Origin of the sequence: Desulfovibrio sp. X2 (genome assembly GCF_000422205.1) — a bacterium.
Lineage (GTDB): Bacteria > Desulfobacterota > Desulfovibrionia > Desulfovibrionales > Desulfovibrionaceae > Alkalidesulfovibrio.
Window position 1 is genome coordinate 1 of record NZ_ATHV01000018.1, and the last position, 19,222, is coordinate 19,222.

Annotated in this window: 15 protein-coding genes; 5 read left to right on the forward strand and 10 right to left on the reverse strand. The window is 70.4% G+C overall.

The genetic code is table 11. The features are described from left to right. Nucleotides 1–331: 331 nt before the first annotated feature. The gene (locus DSX2_RS06230; protein WP_020880316.1) at nt 332–868 is read right to left on the reverse strand and encodes a rhodanese-like domain-containing protein; all 537 of its coding nucleotides are present in this window, start codon (nt 866–868) and stop codon (nt 332–334) included. Then, nucleotides 865–1,359 (reverse strand): MauE/DoxX family redox-associated membrane protein, encoded by a 495-nt coding sequence (locus DSX2_RS06235; protein WP_020880317.1) that lies wholly within the window; start codon nt 1,357–1,359, stop codon nt 865–867. The genes DSX2_RS06230 and DSX2_RS06235 overlap by 4 nt, the downstream gene beginning before the upstream one ends. Nucleotides 1,360–1,518: 159 nt before the next feature. Between DSX2_RS06235 and DSX2_RS06240 the strand changes: the two genes are divergently transcribed. Together DSX2_RS06240 and DSX2_RS06245 are read left to right on the forward strand one after the other, a co-directional pair. Further along, entirely contained in the window at nt 1,519–3,582 is a 2,064-nt protein-coding gene (locus DSX2_RS06240; protein WP_152512860.1) for a glycosyltransferase, read from the forward strand. Nucleotides 3,583–3,647: 65 nt separating this feature from the next. Then, nucleotides 3,648–4,409: a MerR family transcriptional regulator gene (locus tag DSX2_RS06245; protein ID WP_020880319.1), complete on the forward strand. Its 762-nt coding sequence runs from the start codon at nt 3,648–3,650 to the stop codon at nt 4,407–4,409. A gap of 21 nt (nt 4,410–4,430) precedes the next feature. Here the strand turns inward: DSX2_RS06245 and DSX2_RS06250 are convergent, their stop codons facing one another. Continuing rightward, complete coding sequence (locus DSX2_RS06250) at nt 4,431–4,976, reverse strand: hypothetical protein (protein WP_020880320.1); 546 nt, start codon at nt 4,974–4,976, stop codon at nt 4,431–4,433. Nucleotides 4,977–5,245: 269 nt separating this feature from the next. Between DSX2_RS06250 and htpG the strand changes: the two genes are divergently transcribed. Then, on the forward strand, nt 5,246–7,150 hold the full coding sequence (gene htpG, locus DSX2_RS06255; protein ID WP_020880321.1) for a molecular chaperone HtpG: 1,905 nt from the start codon (nt 5,246–5,248) through the stop codon (nt 7,148–7,150). Nucleotides 7,151–7,281: 131 nt separating this feature from the next. On the opposite strand, the gene DSX2_RS06260 is transcribed toward htpG, so the two are convergent. After that, complete coding sequence (locus tag DSX2_RS06260; protein WP_020880322.1) at nt 7,282–7,812, reverse strand: tyrosine-type recombinase/integrase; 531 nt, start codon at nt 7,810–7,812, stop codon at nt 7,282–7,284. A 385-nt stretch (nt 7,813–8,197) separates the two neighbouring features. On the opposite strand from DSX2_RS06260, the gene DSX2_RS06265 reads away from it, so the two are divergent. Further along, nucleotides 8,198–8,800 carry an undecaprenyl-diphosphatase gene (locus DSX2_RS06265; protein WP_020880323.1) on the forward strand — a complete coding sequence of 201 codons (603 nt, stop codon included), beginning with the start codon at nt 8,198–8,200 and terminating at the stop codon, nt 8,798–8,800. Nucleotides 8,801–8,853: 53 nt separating this feature from the next. Further along, nucleotides 8,854–9,456, forward strand: coding sequence for a dual specificity protein phosphatase family protein (locus DSX2_RS06270; RefSeq protein ID WP_020880324.1), 603 nt, complete (start codon nt 8,854–8,856; stop codon nt 9,454–9,456). Here DSX2_RS06270 and DSX2_RS06275 read toward each other — a convergent pair. The 6 genes from DSX2_RS06275 to DSX2_RS06300 form a co-directional block, all read right to left on the reverse strand. Next, nucleotides 9,408–11,453 carry a SpoIIE family protein phosphatase gene (locus DSX2_RS06275; RefSeq protein WP_020880325.1) on the reverse strand — a complete coding sequence of 682 codons (2,046 nt, stop codon included), beginning with the start codon at nt 11,451–11,453 and terminating at the stop codon, nt 9,408–9,410. The genes DSX2_RS06270 and DSX2_RS06275 overlap by 49 nt on opposite strands. Next, complete coding sequence (locus DSX2_RS06280; protein WP_020880326.1) at nt 11,443–14,562, reverse strand: efflux RND transporter permease subunit; 3,120 nt, start codon at nt 14,560–14,562, stop codon at nt 11,443–11,445. The genes DSX2_RS06275 and DSX2_RS06280 overlap by 11 nt, the downstream gene beginning before the upstream one ends. Then, entirely contained in the window at nt 14,559–15,662 is a 1,104-nt protein-coding gene (locus DSX2_RS06285) for an efflux RND transporter periplasmic adaptor subunit (protein WP_020880327.1), read from the reverse strand. The genes DSX2_RS06280 and DSX2_RS06285 overlap by 4 nt, the downstream gene beginning before the upstream one ends. After that, entirely contained in the window at nt 15,659–17,119 is a 1,461-nt protein-coding gene (locus DSX2_RS06290; RefSeq protein ID WP_020880328.1) for a TolC family protein, read from the reverse strand. Before DSX2_RS06290 ends, DSX2_RS06285 begins: the two co-directional genes overlap by 4 nt. Before the next feature lie 90 nt (nt 17,120–17,209). Continuing rightward, nucleotides 17,210–18,553, reverse strand: a complete 1,344-nt coding sequence (locus DSX2_RS06295) for an ATP-binding protein (protein ID WP_020880329.1) — start codon at nt 18,551–18,553, stop codon at nt 17,210–17,212. Beyond that, nucleotides 18,553–19,215: a response regulator transcription factor gene (locus DSX2_RS06300; protein WP_020880330.1), complete on the reverse strand. Its 663-nt coding sequence runs from the start codon at nt 19,213–19,215 to the stop codon at nt 18,553–18,555. The genes DSX2_RS06295 and DSX2_RS06300 overlap by 1 nt, the downstream gene beginning before the upstream one ends. Between the last annotated feature and the right edge of the window lie 7 nt (nt 19,216–19,222).

Sequence of the window (19,222 nt, forward strand, 5' to 3'; positions counted from 1 at the left end):
CGGGCCGTTTTTTTCGCCCTCCGCCGGGGACGGCGGAGGGCGAAAAAAACGGCCCGACCACATCTCCTTTGCCCGGGGCGAGGACAGCGAGCGCATCTGACGGTTCAGGGCAAAGGAGAGGGGAAGAGGTTGGGGAAGGAGTGTCGCTTGTCGGCGGAACGGCGACCGTGGTGGAGAAAACTGCTGCCTGCCGCGCCCAGGCTTCGTCTGCCGAGCCTGACCAGGCGCCAAGAGCGAAGCGGGGCGGGGCTCAGCCGGGGGGATGATCCCCCGCGCGGGAGAGTCCGGAGAGGGGCGCAGAGCCTCTCTCCGGACGTCGGAGGCTCTTTTCTTACTTTGCGACGGGGTAGTCGGCGCCCATCCAGGCGTAGATGCCGCCGGGGAAGCGGTAGACGTTGGTGTAGCCCAGCTTCCTGGCCCACATGGCGCCGTTGTGGGAGCGGGTGCACTTCACGAAGCCGCAGTAGATGACGATGGTCTTGGCCTTGTCGGGTCCGAGGAGCTTTTCGAAGTCGGCCTCGGACTTGCCGTCGGTCTCCTTGGCGTCCCACTTGGTCATGGTGGGCACGGGGAAGAGGAACTGCTCGGCGCCGGGCACGTGGGCCTTCAGGTAGCTGGCCTCGTAGGGCATGGTGTCGACGATGACCATGTCCTTCTTCTCGTCGATCCAGCTCTTCAGCGTCGCGGCGTCCACGAGCTTGTAGTCGCCCTGCATGGCCTGCATGGCGAGGTTGGCGCCGAGCACGGCGTACTTTTCGGCCGTGACCTCGTCCTCGAACTTGTTGCCGGCCAGGGCCGTGGAGGCCAGGGCCAGGCCGAGCGCGAGGCACAGGGCGAGCAGCAGGGCAAGTCTCTTCGGGTTGGTCATCGATCGCACTCCTTGCATTTTCGGGTGAAGGGGGGAAGGGGACTGCGCGGCGCGATGCCGTGCACGGCGCGTGCGGCGTAGAGCCAGACTGCCGCGGCGATCATCCCCAGGTCGCGGTACACCGAGGTCCACAGGGTCCCGAAGGCCTGGGCCTCCGGTTCCGATGGACCGTAACAGCCGCAGTCGATGTCCAGGCCTATGTGGATGGCGTAGACGAGCACGCCGATGAAGAGCAGGAGCACGAGGCAGGTGACCAGGAGGCTGCCGCGCAGATCGAAGGCCAGGGCCACGCCCAGGGCGATCTCGGCCACGGGCAGCCACTGGGAGAGCGGAATGACGAGCCAGCGGGGCGCGATGCCGAAGGCGTCGATGGTCACGGCGAAGACGCGCGGGTCCTGGAGCTTGATGACTCCGGCGACGATGATCATGGCGGCCAGGACGAGCCTGACCGCGGTGTAGAGGGGGCGGGGAAAGAAGCTGCGCGCGCGCATTCGGCCTCCGGTTGTCGGATTGTTTCGGGTAGCCCGTGGGAGCAGGGTCGGGCAAATCGATTGTCCGGATTGGTTTGCGTCAGAAGCGGGGATTCTGTCTATAGCGCAGCTTTCCGCGCGCGGCTTGCCGCTGTGCGGCGCAGCGGGTAGGGGTGGTTCATGGAGAAACATGCGCGGCAGAAGGCCTGGCGGGCGTTCGCGATGTGGCTCGGGCTGTTCGGCCTGACCCAGGCGCTGCTCGTGCTCCTCGCCTGCCGGGCGGACGGGCAGGGGCGCACGCTTCTGGCCTTTGCGCTGCTCTACGTCGCGGGCACGGCGCTGCTCTGGCCGCTGTGCAGGAGCTTCCGGCTGGAAGGGAGGCGCGGCTTCGCCCTGGTCGTGGGGCTCGGGGTGCTCTTCCGCGCGGCCTGGCTCCTCGCGCCGCCGGACGCGGACGTCTTCCGCTACGCCTGGGAGGGGCTGGTGCAGCTGGCCGGGCACAATCCCTACGCCCTGGCGCCGGACTCCCCGGTCCTCGAAGGTCTGGCCGCGGCCCATCCGGCCGTGTTCGGCGGCATGTTCTTCAGGCAGTTCACGGCCATCTACCCGCCGCTTCTGGAGCTGTTCTTCCGGCTCGCGGCCTGGGTCCTGCCCGGGACCTTGGGGGTGAAGCTCCTGCTCCTGCCCGTGGAGGCCGGGGTGCTGGCGGTGCTGGCGGCCCTGCTCGCGCGGCGCGGGATCAGGCCCGGCAGGCTGCTGCTCTGGGCCTTGAACCCCCTGGCCCTGCTCTTCCTGGCCGGAGACGGCCATGCCGAGGCCGTGCAGCTCCTGCCGCTGCTGCTGGGGCTCCTCTTCTTCGAGCGCGGGCAGGCCGGGCGCGGCTTCTTCTGCCTGGGGCTCGCGGCCATGGCCAAGTACTTCGCCTTCCTGGCCGTGCCCTTCTGCCTGCGCGCGGACAACCGGCGCAAGGCCTGGTGGGCGCTGGCGCCGCTCCTGCTCTTCCTGCCCTTCGCGGATGCCGGGGCCGGCCTCTTCCGGATGCTCGCGACCTTCGGCGGCTGGCATTCGGGCGGCCTGGCGGCCGAGCTTCTCTGGCCCGTGAGCGGCGGGGCGACGCCGCTGCTGCTGGGCGCCGGGCTGCTCGCCTGCCTGGTCGCGGTCTTCCTCGCGGTGCAGGAGAGGCTGCGCAGCGTGGCCCTGGCCTTTGCCTGCCTGCTCCTGCTCCTGCCCACGGTGCATCCCTGGTACCTGTGCATGGTTGCGGTCTTCCTGCCGCTCTTCCCCTCGCGCGCCTGGCTGTGGCTGTGCGGGGCCATGGCCGTGCGGCTGCCGGTGAACTGGACCCCGGCCACGGGAGGCCTGGTCGGCGACTGGGCCTGGCTCACGGTGGCCGAGTACGGGGGCTTTCTGGCCCTGCTCGCCTGGGGCGTGTGGCGCGACGACCGCATGGAGCGTGAGCGCAGATGGACCAGGCCCGCGAGCGTGAGCGTGGTCGTGCCGGTGCTGGACGAGGCCGCGCGGCTGCCCGCCTGCCTGGCGGCGGTGGCCGCGGCCGGGGGAGCGGCCGAGGTGGTGGTGGCGGACGGCGGCTCCACGGACGGCACGGCCGCGCTGGCCGAGCGGCTGGGCGCGCGGGTGGTGCGCTCCGCGCCGGGCCGGGGGACGCAGATAGCGGCCGGGGCGCGCGCGGCGCGCGGCGACGTGGTGGTCGTGCTGCACGCGGACTGCCTGCCGGATCCCGGGCTCTTCGCCCGCATGCGCGAGGCCCTGACAAGACGCCCCGAGGCCCCGGGCGGGGCCGCGGCCATGCGCTACGCCGGACCGGAGGGAGGAGGCGCGGGCACGGGGCTCGTGGCCCTGGCCAACAACTGGCGGGCGCGGCTTTCCTCCATCGCCTTCGGCGACCAGGCCCAGTTCGTGCGCGCGGACGCGCTCAAAGCCATGGGCGGCTTTCCGGAGCTGCCGCTGATGGAGGACGTGGAACTCTCGCTGCGCCTCAAGGAGGCGGGGCCGTTCCTCTTCCTGGGGCGGGGGATTTCCGGCCGCAAGCCCGGCGTGGCCGCCTCGGCCAGGCGCTGGCGGCGGGAGGGGCTGCGCGGCAACGCGGCGGCCGTGGTGCTCCTGCTCGGCCGCTGGCTCGCGGAGCGCAGGCTCGGGCTCCCCCGATCGCCGGACCACTATTACCGGCGCTATTACGGGCTTGCCGCAGACGGGAAAAAGGCGATAACACCGCGTCAGCCTTGACTTGCCCGCTATGCGTCCATAAGTTGGGGCCAACCCGCAGCACCCTTGGCCCGGAGCGAGGCGCCGTGACCGCGAAAAAGCTGCTCTCCATCGCAGTGATCTCCAGGGACCTGAACATCCCGGAATCGACCCTGCACTACTGGAAGAACCGGTTCTCGGAATTCCTTCCCAGCGTGGGCCGCGGCCGACAGAAGCGCTTCAGGCCCGAGTCCGTGGACATCTTCAGGACCATCGGCGAGATGCTGAAGCTCGGCCACACCACGCGCGACGTGAAGGCCGAACTGGCCTCGCACTACCCCCTGAACGTGGAGCCCGCGCGCGAGCAGGGCGCGTCCGGCGCGGCCATGCCCATGCCCATGCAGCAGATGCAACCCGTGGTCGAAGGCACGGCGCAGATCGCCACGGCCGTGGGCATGGAGATCGCCAAGGTCATCGGCGAGAAGCTGGGCGAGGCGCTGCGCGTGGCCTGCGGCGACGGGCTCTCCACCCTGAACGAGCAGCTCGCGGAGGCCAGGCAGGCCATGGCCGAGCAGGCCTCCGTGGTGGACACCCTGCGCCGGAGCGGGGGCTACTGCGAGTCCAGGCTCGCGGACCAGGACCTGCTCATCCAGACCCTGCGCGGGGAACTCGAGGTGCTGCAGGAGCGCGGCGAGACCCGACAGGAGCCGGGCGTCCAGGGCGAAGAGGTGCTGAACCTGCGCCGCGAGAACTCCGAGCTCAGGGACAAGCTCTCGGTCCTCGAATCCGAGCTCGTGCGCCTGCGCAAGGACCGCCGCGAGATGGAGAAGTTCCTGCTCGAGAAGATCAGCACCCTCTCGAAGGGCTAGCCGCGGCCGGTCCCGGCCGCCTCAGCGGGCCACGGGCCGAAAGGCCTGGTCCGCCCTGTCCAGGAAATCCTCGTACAGCTCTTCCTGCCGTTCGCTGAAGAAATCCTTGTTCTCCCACGCATCGCAGGGGACGTTGTCGTCCTGCACGCCGCGGCTGAAGGAGACCACGTAGCGGCCGTGCAGCGCGGGCACCATGTAGTAGGCCACGAGCGCGCAGCTCTTGGCGTCGAAGAAGGTGTAGACGGTGTCGCAGAAGGCCTGGTCGTCGCAGCGGTTCCACTCGATCCAGTCGTCCGAGCCCGGCTCGGCCTCCACGGAAACGGGCTCGTAGAGCACGCCCAGCTGTTCGCCCCCGTCCTTGCCCTTGAACAGGGCCACGGCCGAGGTCTTTCCGTTCTCGCTCGTGGTCCGGCTGCTGACCTCGTCCCACCCGGGGGCGAGAAGCAGCTTGTCGTGGGCCAGCCGCGAGTCGGCGAGCTTCACCAGATGGTCCTTGGCGGAATAGTCGATGGGGGAGCAGGCCGGGAGCAGCAGGAGGCAGAGGCAGAGGACTATCGTGGCGCGCATGGTTTCTTCCTTCTTTGCGCTCGTGCATCTACGCCAGGCGGAACGCGAAGTCGAGGCCCCGGGAAAAGAGGCCGCCGGGGCCGCTCTCTCCCCTCCTTCCCGTCACCGCGCCCGGGCCCTGCAGCCGCCCGCCCGGCCCATCCCTTCCGGCCTTCGCCCCGGCCTGCGCAAAACGAGCGCCTCATTGCCCCCGACCCCTTGCCAGATGCCGAAAACGGATTATGTACTGCAATTGATCACAAATGAGCCCCAAAGGAGGAACGACGCACATGAGCAGCGCCAAGGGCACGGGTACGTTCAAGTTCAAGGCTGAGATCCGTCAGCTTCTCGATATCCTGGTCCATTCGCTCTACGCGAGCAAGGAGATCTTTCTCCGCGAGCTCGTCTCCAACGCCTCCGACGCCCTGGACAAGCTGCGCATAGAGCAGCTGCGCGGCGCGGGCGCGGCCGAGATGCCGCTCGAGATCAGGATCACCACGGACAAGGACGCGGGCGTCCTGACCATCAGCGACACCGGCGTGGGCATGACCCGCGACGAGATCGTGCAGAACATCGGCACCATCGCCCACTCGGGCACCTCCGAGTTCGTCAAGCGCCTCGCCGAGACCAAGGACTCCACCCAGGCCTCCTCGGTCATCGGCCAGTTCGGCGTGGGCTTCTACTCGGTCTTCATGGTCGCGGACAAGGTGGAGCTCACCACCCGCTCCCACACCGGAGAGGAGCCCGCCTGGACCTGGACCTCGGACGGACAGGGCAGCTTCACCATCAGCCCGGCGGAAAACGGCCCGGAACGCGGCACCTCCATCCGCGTCACGCTCCGCCCCGAGGCCAAGGAGTACGCGAACCCGGCGCGCATCAAAGAGATCATCGCGCGCCACTCCAACTTCCTGGCCTGGCCCATCCTGGTGGACGGCGAGCGCGTGAACACGGTGCAGGCCATCTGGCGCGAGCCCAAGTTCCAGGTCACGGCCGAGCAGTACGCCGAATTCTACAAGTTCCTGACCTACGACTCCGAAGAGCCGCTCGATACCGTGCACATCGCGGCCGACGCGCCCATCCAGTGGACCGCGCTGCTCTTCGTGCCGCAGAAGAACCGCGACCTGCTCATGGGCTCCTACCAGGGCCAGCAGGGCGTGGACCTCTACGTGCGCCGCGTGCTCATCCAGCACGAGAACAAGGACGTGCTGCCCGAGTACCTGGGCTTCATGCGCGGCGTGGTGGACTCCGAGGACCTGCCGCTGAACGTGGCCCGCGAGACGCTGCAGGAGAACCTGCTGCTGCGCAAGATCAGCACCTCCGTGGTCAAGCAGGTGCTCTCGCACCTGAAGAAGCTCGCCGAGTCCGAGCCCGCGAAGTACGCCACCCTCTGGCGCGAGCACGGCAAGATCTTCAAGCTCGGCTACGGCGACTTCGCCAACAAGGAGTCCTTCGCCGAGCTGCTGCGCTTCGCCTCCACCGCAAGCGACGATCCCGAGGCCCTGACCTCGCTCGCCGAATACGCGGGCCGCATGAAGGAAGGGCAGAAGGAGATCTACTTCATCTCCGGCCAGAGCCGCGAGGCCGCCCTGGCCAACCCGAACCTCGAGCTCCTGCGCAGGAAGGGCGTCGAGGTCCTGCTGCTCCTCGATCCCATCGACGAGTTCGTCATGGAGACCCTGCACGAGTTCGACAGCAAGCTCCTGGTCCCGGCCGAGCGCGCCGATCCCGCCGTCCTGGAGGCCCTGCCCGACGTGGCCGGGCCTGATGGCGAGGAGAAGCAGGAGGAGCTGCGCGAGGACGAGCTCCTGGCCCTGCCCGAACTCATCTCCCGCATGAAGGCCGTGCTCGGCGAGCGCGTGACCGAGGTGCGCGAGTCCAAGCGCCTCAAGGACTCGCCCGTGGTCCTGGTGGCCCCGGACGGCCAGCCCAGCTCCGGCATGCAGAAGATCATCCGCCTCATGACCAAGGACGAGTCCGTGCCGCCGCGCGTGCTCGAGATCAACACGCATCACCCGGTCATCCGCAACCTCCTGGCCGTGGCCGCCAGGAACGCCGAGGACCCCTTCCTCGCCCTGGCCGCCGAGCAGCTCTACGAGTCCGCCATGATCCAGGACGGCTACCTCGCCGACCCGCACACCCTGGTGCGCCACATGCGGGAGCTGCTGGGCAAGGCCAGCGAACTGTACGCGAAGTAGGACGGCCAGGCCGTAATCCGCGTGGGGAAGGGGGAGAAGGGACCCTTTGAAATCAGTGCGCCTTCCCGTGTGCGGCTGATTCCAACCTTAGCCATTTCAATGTGTTGGGGGGGCCTTCCTTCCGCCGCTGCCTAAGCCGTGTGGGCCGTCTGTGTGTGGTTTTCGGTCCGCCTGCCGCAGGCCTGCTCGAAGATCGCCATGGCTTCGATCTCGATGGGGCGCAGCTTCTTCAGGTAGCGCTCGGTGGAGCGCCGGTCGCCATGGCCCAGGATACGCTGGATGGCCGAGACGGCCACACCCGCTTCGTCCATGACCGTGGCCCCGGAGCGGCGCAGGGAATGGAAACCGAAGCGCGTCACGTCCGCCCGGGCGCACAGCTTCTTCAGCAGGTTGCTGCGCTTGCTGTAGGGCCGCTTCTCCTGCAGCCCGGTCTTCCGGTTCTTCCATTCGAGCCGAAAGACCCAGGGCACGTCGGGATCGCGTTCCTTCCACAGCCTCGTCAGGACGTCGCGCAGGACGCCGGTCAGGGTGACGCTGCGCAAGGGCACGCTGCGCGAGCGCTTCTTGCGCGTGTGCAGCACCACCCGGCCTTCGTCCGGGTAGACGTCGTCCCTGGTCAAAAGGGAGCCCGAGCGCCTGGCAACCATCTCCGAGAAGACCATGCCGGTTGGCGGTTTGGGGGCTCTGCTTCCCCATGGCCAGCCTTTTCCTGAATTCGTGCTCCGCGCAGCGAAGTAACGAGCACTCGCCGAGGGGGAATGCCGCCGCAGGCGAAGCCGAAGGCGGCAGGGGGCTATGGCACGGAATGCCCCCTCCCCGGCAAAATGCGGGCGCAGCCCGCAACTGTGTTCCTGGATGTGAAGATGCTCTGGCCTGACCCGGCGTCACCACGGTCCCGTGGTGTGCAGGGAGTGCGTCTTTCCTCTCGGACGGCGCATTGCCAGGAGCACCGGATCGTCCCGCCAAGTCCGCCCTCTAAGCCGCAGCTAAGTCTCGCGCAGCAGTCTGCTCCGGGAACGCACCCTATCCCCATTCCCGGAGACGAGCATGGAGCATTTCAACCGGACTCTCTTTCTGCTGCTGAACGCCTCGGTGAACCCGCCCGTCCTTCTCCTGGGCCTCGCCCGGATGCTCGCCGTCCAGGCCATCTGGCTCGTGCCGCTGACGCTCGCGGCGGGCTGGCTCAGGGGCGCTCCGGCCACGCGGGCGGTCATGCTGCGGGCCGCGGCAGCAGGGCTTCTCGGACTGTCCGCCAATCAGGCGATCGGCCTCGTCTGGCCGCATCACCGCCCCTTCGCCCTGGGGCTCGGCCACAGCTTCCTGGCCCATGCCGCGGACTCGTCGTTTCCGAGCGACCACCTGACCCTGCTGTGGGCTGTGGCGTTCAGCCTCCTCACGCATGCCTCGACGCGCAGGGTCGGCCTGTTCCTGGCCCTGCTGGGCCTGCCAGTGGCCTGGGCGCGCATCTACCTCGGCGTGCACTTCCCCCTCGACATGGCCGGAGCGGCGGGCGTGGCCGCCGCGAGCGCCCTGGGGCTCCTTCGCTGCCGCCGCCTGTTCGAGGGCCCGGTCTACGCCTGGGCCCTGGCGGCCTACCGCCTGCTCTTCGCGCCGCTCGGCAGCGGCCACGGGCGCGGCCGGCCACAGTGAGCTCCGACGGTACGGGTCGATCGCAACGAAACAGCTTCAGCACGAGGAACGACATGAGATGGATACATAAAAAGCAGGCCGGGCGCGTGGCTCTGGCTCTCTGCCTTCTGGCGTCCCTCGTCCTGGCCAGGCTCTGGTACCTGGACGAGCAGGGCAACTTCCACGCGGTCACGGCCGGGGAGGCGTACCGCTCGGCGCAGATGGACCGGGACGAGCTGGAGCATTACGTGCGCGCCTTCGGCATACGCACGGTCGTCAACCTGCGGGGCGGGCAGCGGGGCGCCGCCTGGTACGACGAGGAGGTGGCGACCTGCCGCGCCCTCGGCGTCGGCCATGTCGATATCGCCCTTTCCGCCACCAGCGCGCCCGCTCCCGCCAAGCTCCGCCGGCTCCTCTCCATCTTCCGCAGCGCGCCGCGCCCGATCCTCGTCCACTGCAAGTCGGGCGCGGACCGCTCCGGGCTGGCCGCGGCCCTGTGGAAGCTCGTCATCGACGGTGAGTCCGCGAAGAGCGCCGCGCGGCAGCTCTCCCTGCGCTACGGCCACATGCCGTTGGGCCCGACCCAGGCCATGGACAGGTGCCTCGACAGGCTGGCCGGAGAAGGAGGCTACAGGGGCAGGGCCTTGACCGCCACCACGCTGACGTCGTCCTCCTGAGGCGCCTCGCCGAGGAAGTCCCGCACGGCGGCGTGCACCGCGGCCACCAGATCCTGGGCGCTTTCGCCCGCGTGCGCCCGCACGACCTCGCGCAGCCGCTGCTTGCCGAACATCTCCCCCGCGGTGTCGCGCGCCTCCCAGACCCCGTCCGTGGCCATGACCAGCACCTGGCCGGGGAGCAGGGACGCTCCTTCTCCCTCCGCGTAGACATGGTCCGGGAGCACGCCGAGGGGCACCCCCTCGCCCAGGGTCTCGGAGAAGGCATCCGCGGCCGGGTCGTAGAGCAGCGCCGGATCCAGTCCCGCGCGGCACCAGGCGAGGCGGGCCGGACGGCCCGGGCCGCCTGGCTCGACGCGGACGTGGAGCATGACGACGAAGCTGCCGGAGACGCTCGTGTCCTCTGAGAAGAGGCGGTTCACCCGCGTCAGGAGCGCCGCCGGAGAGACCTCCGGCCCGCCGCGACCCCGCAGCAGTCCGCGCAGCACGGCCGTGAGCAGCGCCGCGGAAACGCCGTGGCCGCTCACGTCGGCCAGCACCACGTCGCACGGCCCTCCGCCGGGGTATGGAAGGAAGTCGAAATAGTCGCCTCCGGTCGCATCGCAGAAGGAGACCGCGCCTGCCATGTCCAGCCCGGGCAGGCTGGGCGGGGACTGCGGCAGCAGGGTCTCCTGCACCTCCCGGGCAAGCCGCACGTCCTGCTTGAGGCGCAGCCGCTCGTCGAGCTGCGGGCCCATCTCGTTGAAGGTCTGGGCGAGCTCGCCGATCTCGTCCCGGCTTGTCACGGGCACAAAGGCCGAAAGGTCGCCCGAGGCCAGCCGCCGGGCGGCGGCCGCGAGCCCGGCCAGCCGCTGCGTCAGGGCTCCCGAGCCCCACAGCCCCAGGAAGACCACGGCGATCATCGTGGCCAGGGTCAGGCCGCCCGTGACCAGGGTCATGCGCCAGGTGCGGGACATGATGGCGTCCTCGGCCCGCTCGCCGCCCGCTTCGATGACCTCGCGGGGGGAGATGATGACCAGCACGGCGTCCGAACCGAGCAGGGGCTTGCAGACCGCGAAGGCGGGCACGCCCTTGTAGGACGTGGAGGCGAGGGCTGATTCGCCCTTGTCCAGGGCCGCACTGATGCGGTTCCAGGAGGACGCGCCGTCGAAATCCAGCCAGTGGCGGGAGCTCGGCCGCTCCCAGAACAGGAAGCCCGACTCCTCCACCTGGTCGCCGATGACGAAGAGCCCCTGGCCGCCGTCCGGACGGCGGCCGAGCCTGGCGATCATGGTGCGGAAGCTCCGCCCGTTGCCCGAGGACAGGCTGTCGTTCTCGCGCACGATCCGCAGCAGGGCCGTGATGGCCGCCACTCCCGCGGGCCGCCCCCCCCGTCCGCGCACGGACTCGGCCAGGGTCATGACGATCCTGCCCCCGGACGGACTGACGTGGAGCTTCCAGACCGGGACGGGGCTCTCGGCCGCTTCCCGGTACCACTCCTGGGCGCGCGCGTCGTAGTGCGCGGGGAAGTCCGGCCGGGGCGGATAGGTCAGGCAGGTCCCTCCGCTCAGGCACACGCTGCCCCAGGCGGCCTCCTCCCGGCCCTGGGAGAAGAGGTCCCGCAGCTCGGGCAGCAGGCCCGCGAGCCGCGCCTCGTCCCGGGCCGCCGCCTCGGGCTCGGCGTCGGACGGCGAATGGAAGAGGCCGCTCTTCGCGCCGGAGGGAACCGCCGTCCCTTCGGCGGACTGGGCGGGGAGCCCGGCGGCCTCCTTGGCCATGAGCCCGAGCATGAGCTCCTGGGACTGCCTGGCCTCGAGCATTTCGGTGTCCACGAGGTCGGCCGCGAGCGTCAGCTCCCGCTGCGCGATGCGGGTCATGCCCGCCTCCGCGCTGTCGGCCAGGTCCCCACCCAGGTTCTGGGCCTCCCAGATGGCGTAGCAGCTGATCAGGACCAGCGGCGGGATGACCAGGGCGAGCAGAAGGAGCAGCAGCTTGTGCCGGATGCGCAGGTCACGGATCACGATCGTCTCCTTGCAGGTCTCCCTCCTCCCTCTTCCCCTTTCCCGGGGGCGGCTCGCTCCCTGCGCGGGGCGCCGCCCCGGCGCCGCCGGACAGCCGGTCGAAGAGCACCGGCATGATCAGCAGCACGAGCGGCAGCTGCACCACGAGCCCCGAGATGATGGCCACGGCGAGCGGCTGCTGCATGGCCGATCCCTGCCCGAGGGCGAAGGCCAGGGGCAGGAGGGTCAGGATGGCCGCCAGGGTGGTCATGGCGATGGGGCGGAAGCGGTTCACGCCCGCCTGCACCGCGGCCTCGCGGTGGCCGAGCTGGGGCAGGAGGTCGTGGTATTCGGAGAAGTAGAAGATCGCCACCTCGGTCACGATGCCGATGATCATGGTCATGCCCATGATCGCGGAGATGTTCAGCTCTATGCCCGCTGCCCACAGCCCGGCGAAGACCGCGGCCACGGCCAGGAGCGGGATGACCATGATGGCCGCGGCCACCCGGAAGCTTTCGTAGAGATAAAGGAGCAGAAGGAAGACCAGGCCCACGGCCGCGGCGAAGACGTTGCGCAGTCCGGCGAAGGCGATCTGCTGCTGCGCGTAGGTGCCGCCGAGCTCGTAGTACATGCCGCGCGGCAGCTTTTGCGCGCCCATCGCCTTCTTCACGTCGCCCATGACCGAGCCGAGGTCGCGGCCGCTGATGCGCCCGGTGACCGCGACCATGCGCTTGAGGTTCTCGCGGCTTATCTGCGGCTGCCCGGTGACCGCCGTGACCTTTGCGATGCGTCCCAGGGGGAAGAGGTGGCCGTCCGGGGCCCTGAGGAGCAGCTTCGAGATGTCGGGCTCGGTGCCGCGCATGGCCTCGGGAATCCAGACCCTGACCCCGACCATCTTGACGGGCTCCTGGACCTGGGTGGTCACCGTGCCGCTCAGGGCGTCGCGCACGAGCGCGGTCACGGCCTCCGGGTCCAGGCCCTCGAGCGCCGCCCTGGTCTTGTCCACGCGGATGTCGAGCGCGTCGCCCGCCGGGTTTATGCCGTCGCGCACGCCGACGATCCCGGGCACGCGGCGCAGCCGCGCGGCCACCTGCCTGGCCGTCGACTCGAGCGGCCCGGGGGTGTCGTAGAAGAGCTTCACCTCCACGGGCTGGGGCACGGCCGTCAGGTCGCCGATGAGGTCCTCCATGAGCTGGGCCGTCTCCACCTCTATGCCCGGCACGCGGCGCTCGATCCTGCCGCGCACGTCGTCCATGATCGCCCAGATGTCGCGCTGCCGCCTGTTCTTCAGGCGGATGAAGAAGTCGCCCTCGTTGGCCTCGGAGAGCCCTCCGCCGAGCCCCGTGCCGGTACGCCGCGAATAGGTCTCCACCTCGGGCGTGGCGGAGACGATCTCCTCCACCTGGCGCAGCAGGCGGTCCGTCTCGCTGAGCGCGGTGCCGGGCGGGGTCCGGTAGTCCAGGATGAAGCCTCCCTCGTCCATGGAGGGCATGAAGCCGGAGCCCAGATGGGCGAAGGCCAGGAGGCCTCCGGCCAGGAGCGCCGCCACCAGGACGAGGGCGAGCCACGGGCGGTCCAGCAGGCGGCGCAGCCAGGCGGCGTAGCGCTCGTTCACCCGGTCCGTGAGACGGCCGCCCTCGGGACGGGCCGCGTCCTTCTCGCGCAGGAGGCGCCCGGCGAGCAGGGGGATGGCCAGCCAGGAGACGAGGAAGGAGATGAACAGGGACGAGGCCATGGTCAGGGAGAGGGCCTTGAAGAAGGAGCCGGTGAGCCCGCCCAGGAAGGCCAGGGGCACGAAGATGACGATGGTCGCGGCGCTCGACCCGGCCAGGGGCGGGAAGAACTCGCGCGCGGCACGCATGACGCTCTCGCGGTGTCCCTGCTCCCGGCCGCGCAGCCGCCGCACGATGTGTTCGTTCATGACGATGGCGTCGTCGATGATGAGCCCCACCGCCGCGGCCATGCCGCCGAGGGTCATGATGTTGAAGCTCATGCCGAGGGCCGAGAGCAGCACCACCGTGGCCGCGAGCACCGTGGGCACCACGAGCACGGCGATCAGGGTGATCTTCAGGCTGCGCAGGAAGGCGAGGAGCACCAGCGCGGCCAGGCCGATGCCGATGAGGATGGCGTCGCGCACGCTGGCCGCGGAAGCGACCACCAGGCGGCTCTGGTCGTACCAGTTGGCGATCTTCACGCCCTTGGGCAGCTGCGGCGCGTAGGCCTTGAGCTTGGCCTTGACGTCGCGCGCGATGCGCACGGAGTTGCCGCCCGGCTGCTGGTAGACCTGCAGCAGCACCGCGGGCCGCCCGTCCGCCGTGACCCTGATCCAGCGCGGCACGGTGGAGCTCTCCACCGTGGCCACGTCCTCCAGACGCACCAGCCCGTTGCTCCCGCTCGTGAGCACCGTGCGCCGGATGTCCGCGAGGTCCTTGAAGCGGGTGTCCGAGAGCACCAGGAAGAGCTTGTAGTGGTCCTCCATGCGGCCCACGGCCTGCAGCACGTTGGCCACGCTCAGCGCCCGGGCCACGTCCTGCAGAGACAGGCCGTAGGCCGTGAGGCGCCCCGGGTCCACGGTGACGCGGAACTCCTGCTCGTCGCCGCCGGTCACGCCGATGCGGGCCACGTTGTCCACGCTCGAGAGCAGCGGCCGCAGCTCATAGGCCGCCAGGTCGTGCAGCCTGGCCAGCGAGAGGTCGGACGAGGTCAGGCTGTAGGCGATGATGGGAAAGACGGTGGGATCCATGCGCCGGGTGAGCAGGGACGTGCCCTGCGGCAGGCTCGGCATGATCTGGCTGATGGCCGAGTTGACCTGCAGCGTGGCCAGGGACATGTCCGTGCCCCACTGCATGGTCACCGAGACCTCGGCACTGCCCCGGCTGGTCGTGGAGCGCACGTCGCGCACGCCGGGCACCCGGCGCACGGCCTCCTCCACGGGCCGCGTCACCTGCAGCACCATCTGCTCGGCGGGCCTGTCCCCGGCGTCGAGGCCGACGTCGATGCGCGGGAAGTTGACGCGGGGGAAGAGCGTGACCGGCATGCCGAAGGAGGCCGCCAGCCCGCCTGCCGCGAGCAGGGCCAGGAGGAACAGGATCGACCGGCGGTGGGCCTGGATCCAGTTCGTGAAGTTCACCGGCCCTCCTCCCGCACGGCCGTGCCGTCCCGAAGCTCGTAGTTGCCCGAGACCACCACGGGCAGCGCCGGATCGAGGGAGCCCGACACGGCGACCTCGCCGTCCGTCTCCACGCCGCAGGTCACGGGGACGTGCACGGCATGGCCGTCCTTGACCTGGAAGAGGCCCGCCTTGCCGTCCGCGTCGCGCAGCACCGCCGAGCGGGGGACCACGAAGGACCGGGTCGTGCCCAGGACGATCTTCCCGCGCACCTGCATGCCCGGGACCATGCCCGCGCCGCCGGACGAAAGCGCGACCACGACGTCCACGAGACGCGTCTGGGGATTGATGATCCCGTACACGGCCGCGATGCGTCCCTCCACCGGGCGGTCGTGGTCGAAGACCGGGGTGATGCGCACCTCCATGCCGTCCGCGACCATGGAGACGTCTTCCGGCTCCACGCCGAGCACGGCCCGAAGCCCGGAGTTGCGCCCGATCTGGAGCACGAGGCCGCCCGCCGGGACGATATCCCCCTGCTTGACCGCGACCTGGGAGACGATGCCGTCGAAGGGCGCGCGGACGACCTCGCTCGGCGTGCCCGTTCCCCGGCTGCGCTGGGCCTTCAGGGCGGAACGGGCGTCTTCCAGGGTCTTTTCCGCCGTCGCCAGGTCGGCCGTGGTCGCCAGGTGCTGCCCCAGCATGCGCCGCACGCGCTCGAGATCGCGGCCCGCGTAGTCCACGCCCAGCTGCGCCTGCCTGAACGCGGCCAGCTCCTCCGGGGCCGAGCGAAAGCTCGCCAGGGGCGCGCCCTTGCGCACCATCTGCCCCTGGGCGACCATCAGACGCTCGACGGTCCCCTTCCGGGGAAAGGACACGGCGGCTGTCTGCCGCGGGTCCAGGAGCACCTGGCCGTAGGCCGAAAGGGTGGATTCCACGGACTTTCGCGTGAGCGCCGCCGTCTTCACCAGGACGCTCGACCCGTCCTGCCCGTCCTTGCCCTGGGCCGTCCGGGCGGGAACGGAAAGCAGGAGCAGCGGGCAGACCAGGGCGAGGACGGCGGCCGCGAACCGGACGGACTTGGTCTTTCTGATATTTGGGGTCGTTCTGGTCGTTCGGGTCATCGGGGTGCCTCCTCGTGCCGCGCCGGGACGTCTCCGGCCGCGACCTTCTCCAGGACCGACGGGTCGCAGCCGAGCGTGGTCTCCAGAGCGAGGCGCTGCTCGGCCAGGGACTGCGCGAGGGTTATGCGCTCGGCGAGCTTGGCGCTCCTTGCCGCGTGCAGGGAAAGGTAGCTCTGCTCGTCGATCTCGCCCGCGTCGGCCGCCTTCCGGGCCGCGGCCTCGGCCCGGTCGAGCCTGGGCAGGGTGGCGTCCAGCTCGGCGAGCCGGGCGCGCAGGAGCCGCAGGTCGTCGAGCAGCCGGGCGACGTCCGATCCGGCCTGGGCCAGCCGCGCCTGGAAATCGTCGTACAGGCGCTCCCGCGTGGCCTTGGCCACGGCGATGTTCCCCCGGTTGCGGTCGAACAGCGGCAGGCTCATGGTCACGCTGAAGCCGAAGGTCTGCACGTTGCTCGTGTCCGAGGCCCGGTTGAAGCCGAGGTTCAGGGCCGGGAACTGGTCCAGGATGGCCTTGCGGTATTTCGCGTCCTGGCTCTCGTAGCCCCATTTCAGGGCCAGCAGGTCGGCGCGGCGCTGGGCCAGGTCGGCCAGCCGCCGGGCGACGAGCCCCTCGTCCAGGGACGGGGAGTACGGCTCGCCCACGAGCTCCAGGCGCGTTTCGGGCGCAAGGCCCAGGAGCAGGTTCAGGTCGTGGCGGTCCTTGGCCAGGGCGCGCCGCTGGGTCGAGAGCCTGCCCGTGGCGTCGGCCAGGGCGGCGAGGTCGGCCCCGGCCGCGGCCGCCGTGACGTCCCCCGCGTCCAGGGCGCGGTCCATGCGCGCCTGGCGTTCCTCGAGCAGGGCCGCGTCGGCGGCGAGGAGCCGTTCGAGGCGCTGCCCGGAGACGATGCGCGCGAACAGCAGCCGGGCCCGGCTCGCGGTCTGCCATTCCTGCCACACGAGGCCGAGGTCGGCCTGGCGCACAGAGGCACGCCCGGCCTCGAGCACCACCTCGTGGGTCAGCAGGGCGTTCAGGTCGTAGCTCAGGCCCACGCTGTAGGCCGTGTAGTTGGAGCCGGGAACGTCGCGCAGCGGGAAGTCCTCGGACAGGCCGACCTGGGGGTCGGGCAGCAGCCCGGCGGCGAAGGCCTGGGCGTGGGAGACTCCGGCATCCGCCCGGGCCGTCCGGAGATCGGGATTGTTGACCACGGCCAGCATGGCCGTCTCGGTCTCGTCCAGTCCGTCGCCCGGGTCGAAGACGTGTCCCGCGAGCTTCGGAAACGGCAGGGAGGCGGGATCGACGAGCACCTTGCGCGGGGCATCGGGAAGCGCGGCGTGCGTGTCGAGCGGCTTGGCCTCGTAGCGGGCGCAGCCCGCGAGCAGGGCCAGAGCGAGAACGGCGAGCAGTCCCGCCCCGGGCCTCGACCCCGTGGCCGCCCGCGCCTGTCGCGGTCCCCGCGCCGCCGTTCCCGGCGCATTCCTCATGCGGTTCCCCCTGCGTGCTACGGTTCGAGAAAATCCAGCACCACACGTTACCGGAACGATGCCGACGGGAAAATGATAATCTGGCCCGGGCTATGTCTTCGAGGCGTGGGGCGCGGCGGCGGCCTCAGCCCGGAAGAGCACCCGGGCCGCGAGGCCGCCCGTGCTCCGGTTGGCGAGGCGCACGCTCGCGCCGTGGCGCTCGGCGATGCGGCGCACCAGGGAGAGGCCGAGTCCGCTGCCCTCCTCGGAGGTGCCCTCGATGCGGAAGAAGCGGTCGAAGACCCGTTCCAGAAGTTCCTCGGGGATGCCCGGCCCGCTGTCCGCGACCTCGACCCGCGTGCCTTCGGGAGACGGGGACAGGCGCACGTCCACGAGCCCGCCCTCGGGCGTGTAGCGCAGGGCGTTCTCGATGAGGTTGGAGAAGAGGACGCGCAGGGCCTCGCGGTCTCCGGCGACGCTCTGCGCGGCGTCGGCCTCGTCCATGAACAGGCCCAGGTCGATGCCCTTGCGCACCGCCAGCGGCGCGAGTTCGGAGAGGCATTCCCTGAGCAGCTCGCCGAGGGCCACGCGCTCGCGCGCGGCCTCGCCCTGGCGCGCCTCCTGGCGGGCCATGCGCAGCAGCTGGTCGACCAGCCCCGAAGCGCGGCGGATGCCCGCCTGCAGCGCGGCCAGGCGTTCCTGCCGGTCGGCCTCGTTCTCGACCCTCTGGAGGTTGAAGCTCTGCAGCTGCAATGCCGCCAGCGGGGTGCGCAGCTCGTGGGCGGCGTCGGAGACGAAGCGGCGCTGCGCCTCGATGGCCTCCCCGAGCCGGGAAAGGAGCGCGTTCATCTCGGCGACCAGGGGGGCTATCTCCTCCGGGACGTCCTCCATGGGAAGCGGAGCGAGATTCTCGGCGTCGCGGTCCGAGACTGCCGCGATGGTTTCGCGCAGGCCGCCGAGGCTCCTGCCGATGGCCCAGAAGGTGAGCACGCCGAGCAGCGGGACGAGCAGGAAGACCGGCAGCGAGGCGTACAGGGCGCTGTCGGCCGCAACTTCGTCACGCACGATGCGGCGCTGGGCGAGCTGCAGGCTCCGGCCGTTCTCGAGGCGGGTGAATACCCGCCATTCGCCCGAGGGCAGGGCGGCGTCGGAGAACCCCTGGACCGAGATCCGGGGCAGCTCGGGCGCGCCCGGCGAGGCGAAAAGGAGCTTGCCGTCCTCGTCGCGGATCAGCAGCGCGTAGCGCTCCTCCGGGTCCGCGTCCCGCAGGCGGGGCAGCACGGGGGCCGGATGCGCGCCGGACATGTCGTAGGCGTAGGCGAGATGGTGCAGCTGGCTGTCGAGCTGCTCGCTGACCTCCTCGCGGGCCAGGACGAAGGTCAGGGCTCCGGTCACGAGCCCCGCGAGCACCAGAGCGCCGAGGAGCCAGCGGAGGAGCTGCCGCCTGATGGACATCAGCGTCCCTCCGCGACCATCCAGCCGACGCCGCGGATGTTGCGCACCGCGTCGTGGCCGAGCTTCTTGCGCAGGTAGTGGATGAGCACCTCGACCGCGTTGCTCTCGACCTCCTCGTTCCATCCGTAGACGCGCTCCTCGAGCTGGCCGCGCGAGAGCACGGCGCCCGGATGCTCGAGCAGGGCATAGAGCAGCGCGAACTCCCGCGCGGAAAGCCGGACGGGCGCGCCCCCGCGCCGCGCCTCGTGCGTGGCGAGGTCGAGCTCGATGTCGCCGTTGCCGAGCACCGAATCCGCATGGCCCGAGCGGCGGCGGATGAGCGCCCGCATCCTGGCCTGCAGCTCCTTGAAGTCGAACGGCTTGACCAGGTAGTCGTCCGCGCCGAGATCGAGGCCCGAGACCCTGTCCTCCACGCCGTCGCGCGCGGTCAGGATGAGCACGGGCACGCGGTCGTCCCTGCCGCGCATGCCGCGCAGCACGTCCAGGCCGCTTCTGCCCGGCAGCCCCAGGTCGAGCAGGACGAGCACGTAGCCCTCACCGGCCAGGGCCGCCTCGGCCTGCGCCCCGTCGCGCGCCCAGTCCACGGAATGCCCCGCGTCCTTGAGCGCCTGGCTGAGGCTTTGCCCGAACATGGCGTCGTCCTCGACGAGCAGAATCCGCATCCTTCAG

What these genes read in the sequence shown, in the direction of transcription:
- DSX2_RS06230 (WP_020880316.1), bottom strand. Translation starts at nt 868, where the DNA reads ATGACCAACCCGAAGAGACTTGCCCTGCTGCTCGCCCTGTGCCTCGCG.
- DSX2_RS06235 (WP_020880317.1), bottom strand. Translation starts at nt 1,359, where the DNA reads ATGCGCGCGCGCAGCTTCTTTCCCCGCCCCCTCTACACCGCGGTCAGG.
- DSX2_RS06240 (WP_152512860.1), top strand. Translation starts at nt 1,519, where the DNA reads ATGGAGAAACATGCGCGGCAGAAGGCCTGGCGGGCGTTCGCGATGTGG.
- DSX2_RS06250 (WP_020880320.1), bottom strand. Translation starts at nt 4,976, where the DNA reads ATGCGCGCCACGATAGTCCTCTGCCTCTGCCTCCTGCTGCTCCCGGCC.
- htpG (WP_020880321.1), top strand. Translation starts at nt 5,246, where the DNA reads ATGAGCAGCGCCAAGGGCACGGGTACGTTCAAGTTCAAGGCTGAGATC.
- DSX2_RS06260 (WP_020880322.1), bottom strand. Translation starts at nt 7,812, where the DNA reads ATGGTCTTCTCGGAGATGGTTGCCAGGCGCTCGGGCTCCCTTTTGACC.
- DSX2_RS06265 (WP_020880323.1), top strand. Translation starts at nt 8,198, where the DNA reads ATGGAGCATTTCAACCGGACTCTCTTTCTGCTGCTGAACGCCTCGGTG.
- DSX2_RS06270 (WP_020880324.1), top strand. Translation starts at nt 8,854, where the DNA reads ATGAGATGGATACATAAAAAGCAGGCCGGGCGCGTGGCTCTGGCTCTC.
- DSX2_RS06285 (WP_020880327.1), bottom strand. Translation starts at nt 15,662, where the DNA reads ATGACCCGAACGACCAGAACGACCCCAAATATCAGAAAGACCAAGTCC.
- DSX2_RS06290 (WP_020880328.1), bottom strand. Translation starts at nt 17,119, where the DNA reads ATGAGGAATGCGCCGGGAACGGCGGCGCGGGGACCGCGACAGGCGCGG.
- DSX2_RS06295 (WP_020880329.1), bottom strand. Translation starts at nt 18,553, where the DNA reads ATGTCCATCAGGCGGCAGCTCCTCCGCTGGCTCCTCGGCGCTCTGGTG.
- DSX2_RS06300 (WP_020880330.1), bottom strand. Translation starts at nt 19,215, where the DNA reads ATGCGGATTCTGCTCGTCGAGGACGACGCCATGTTCGGGCAAAGCCTC.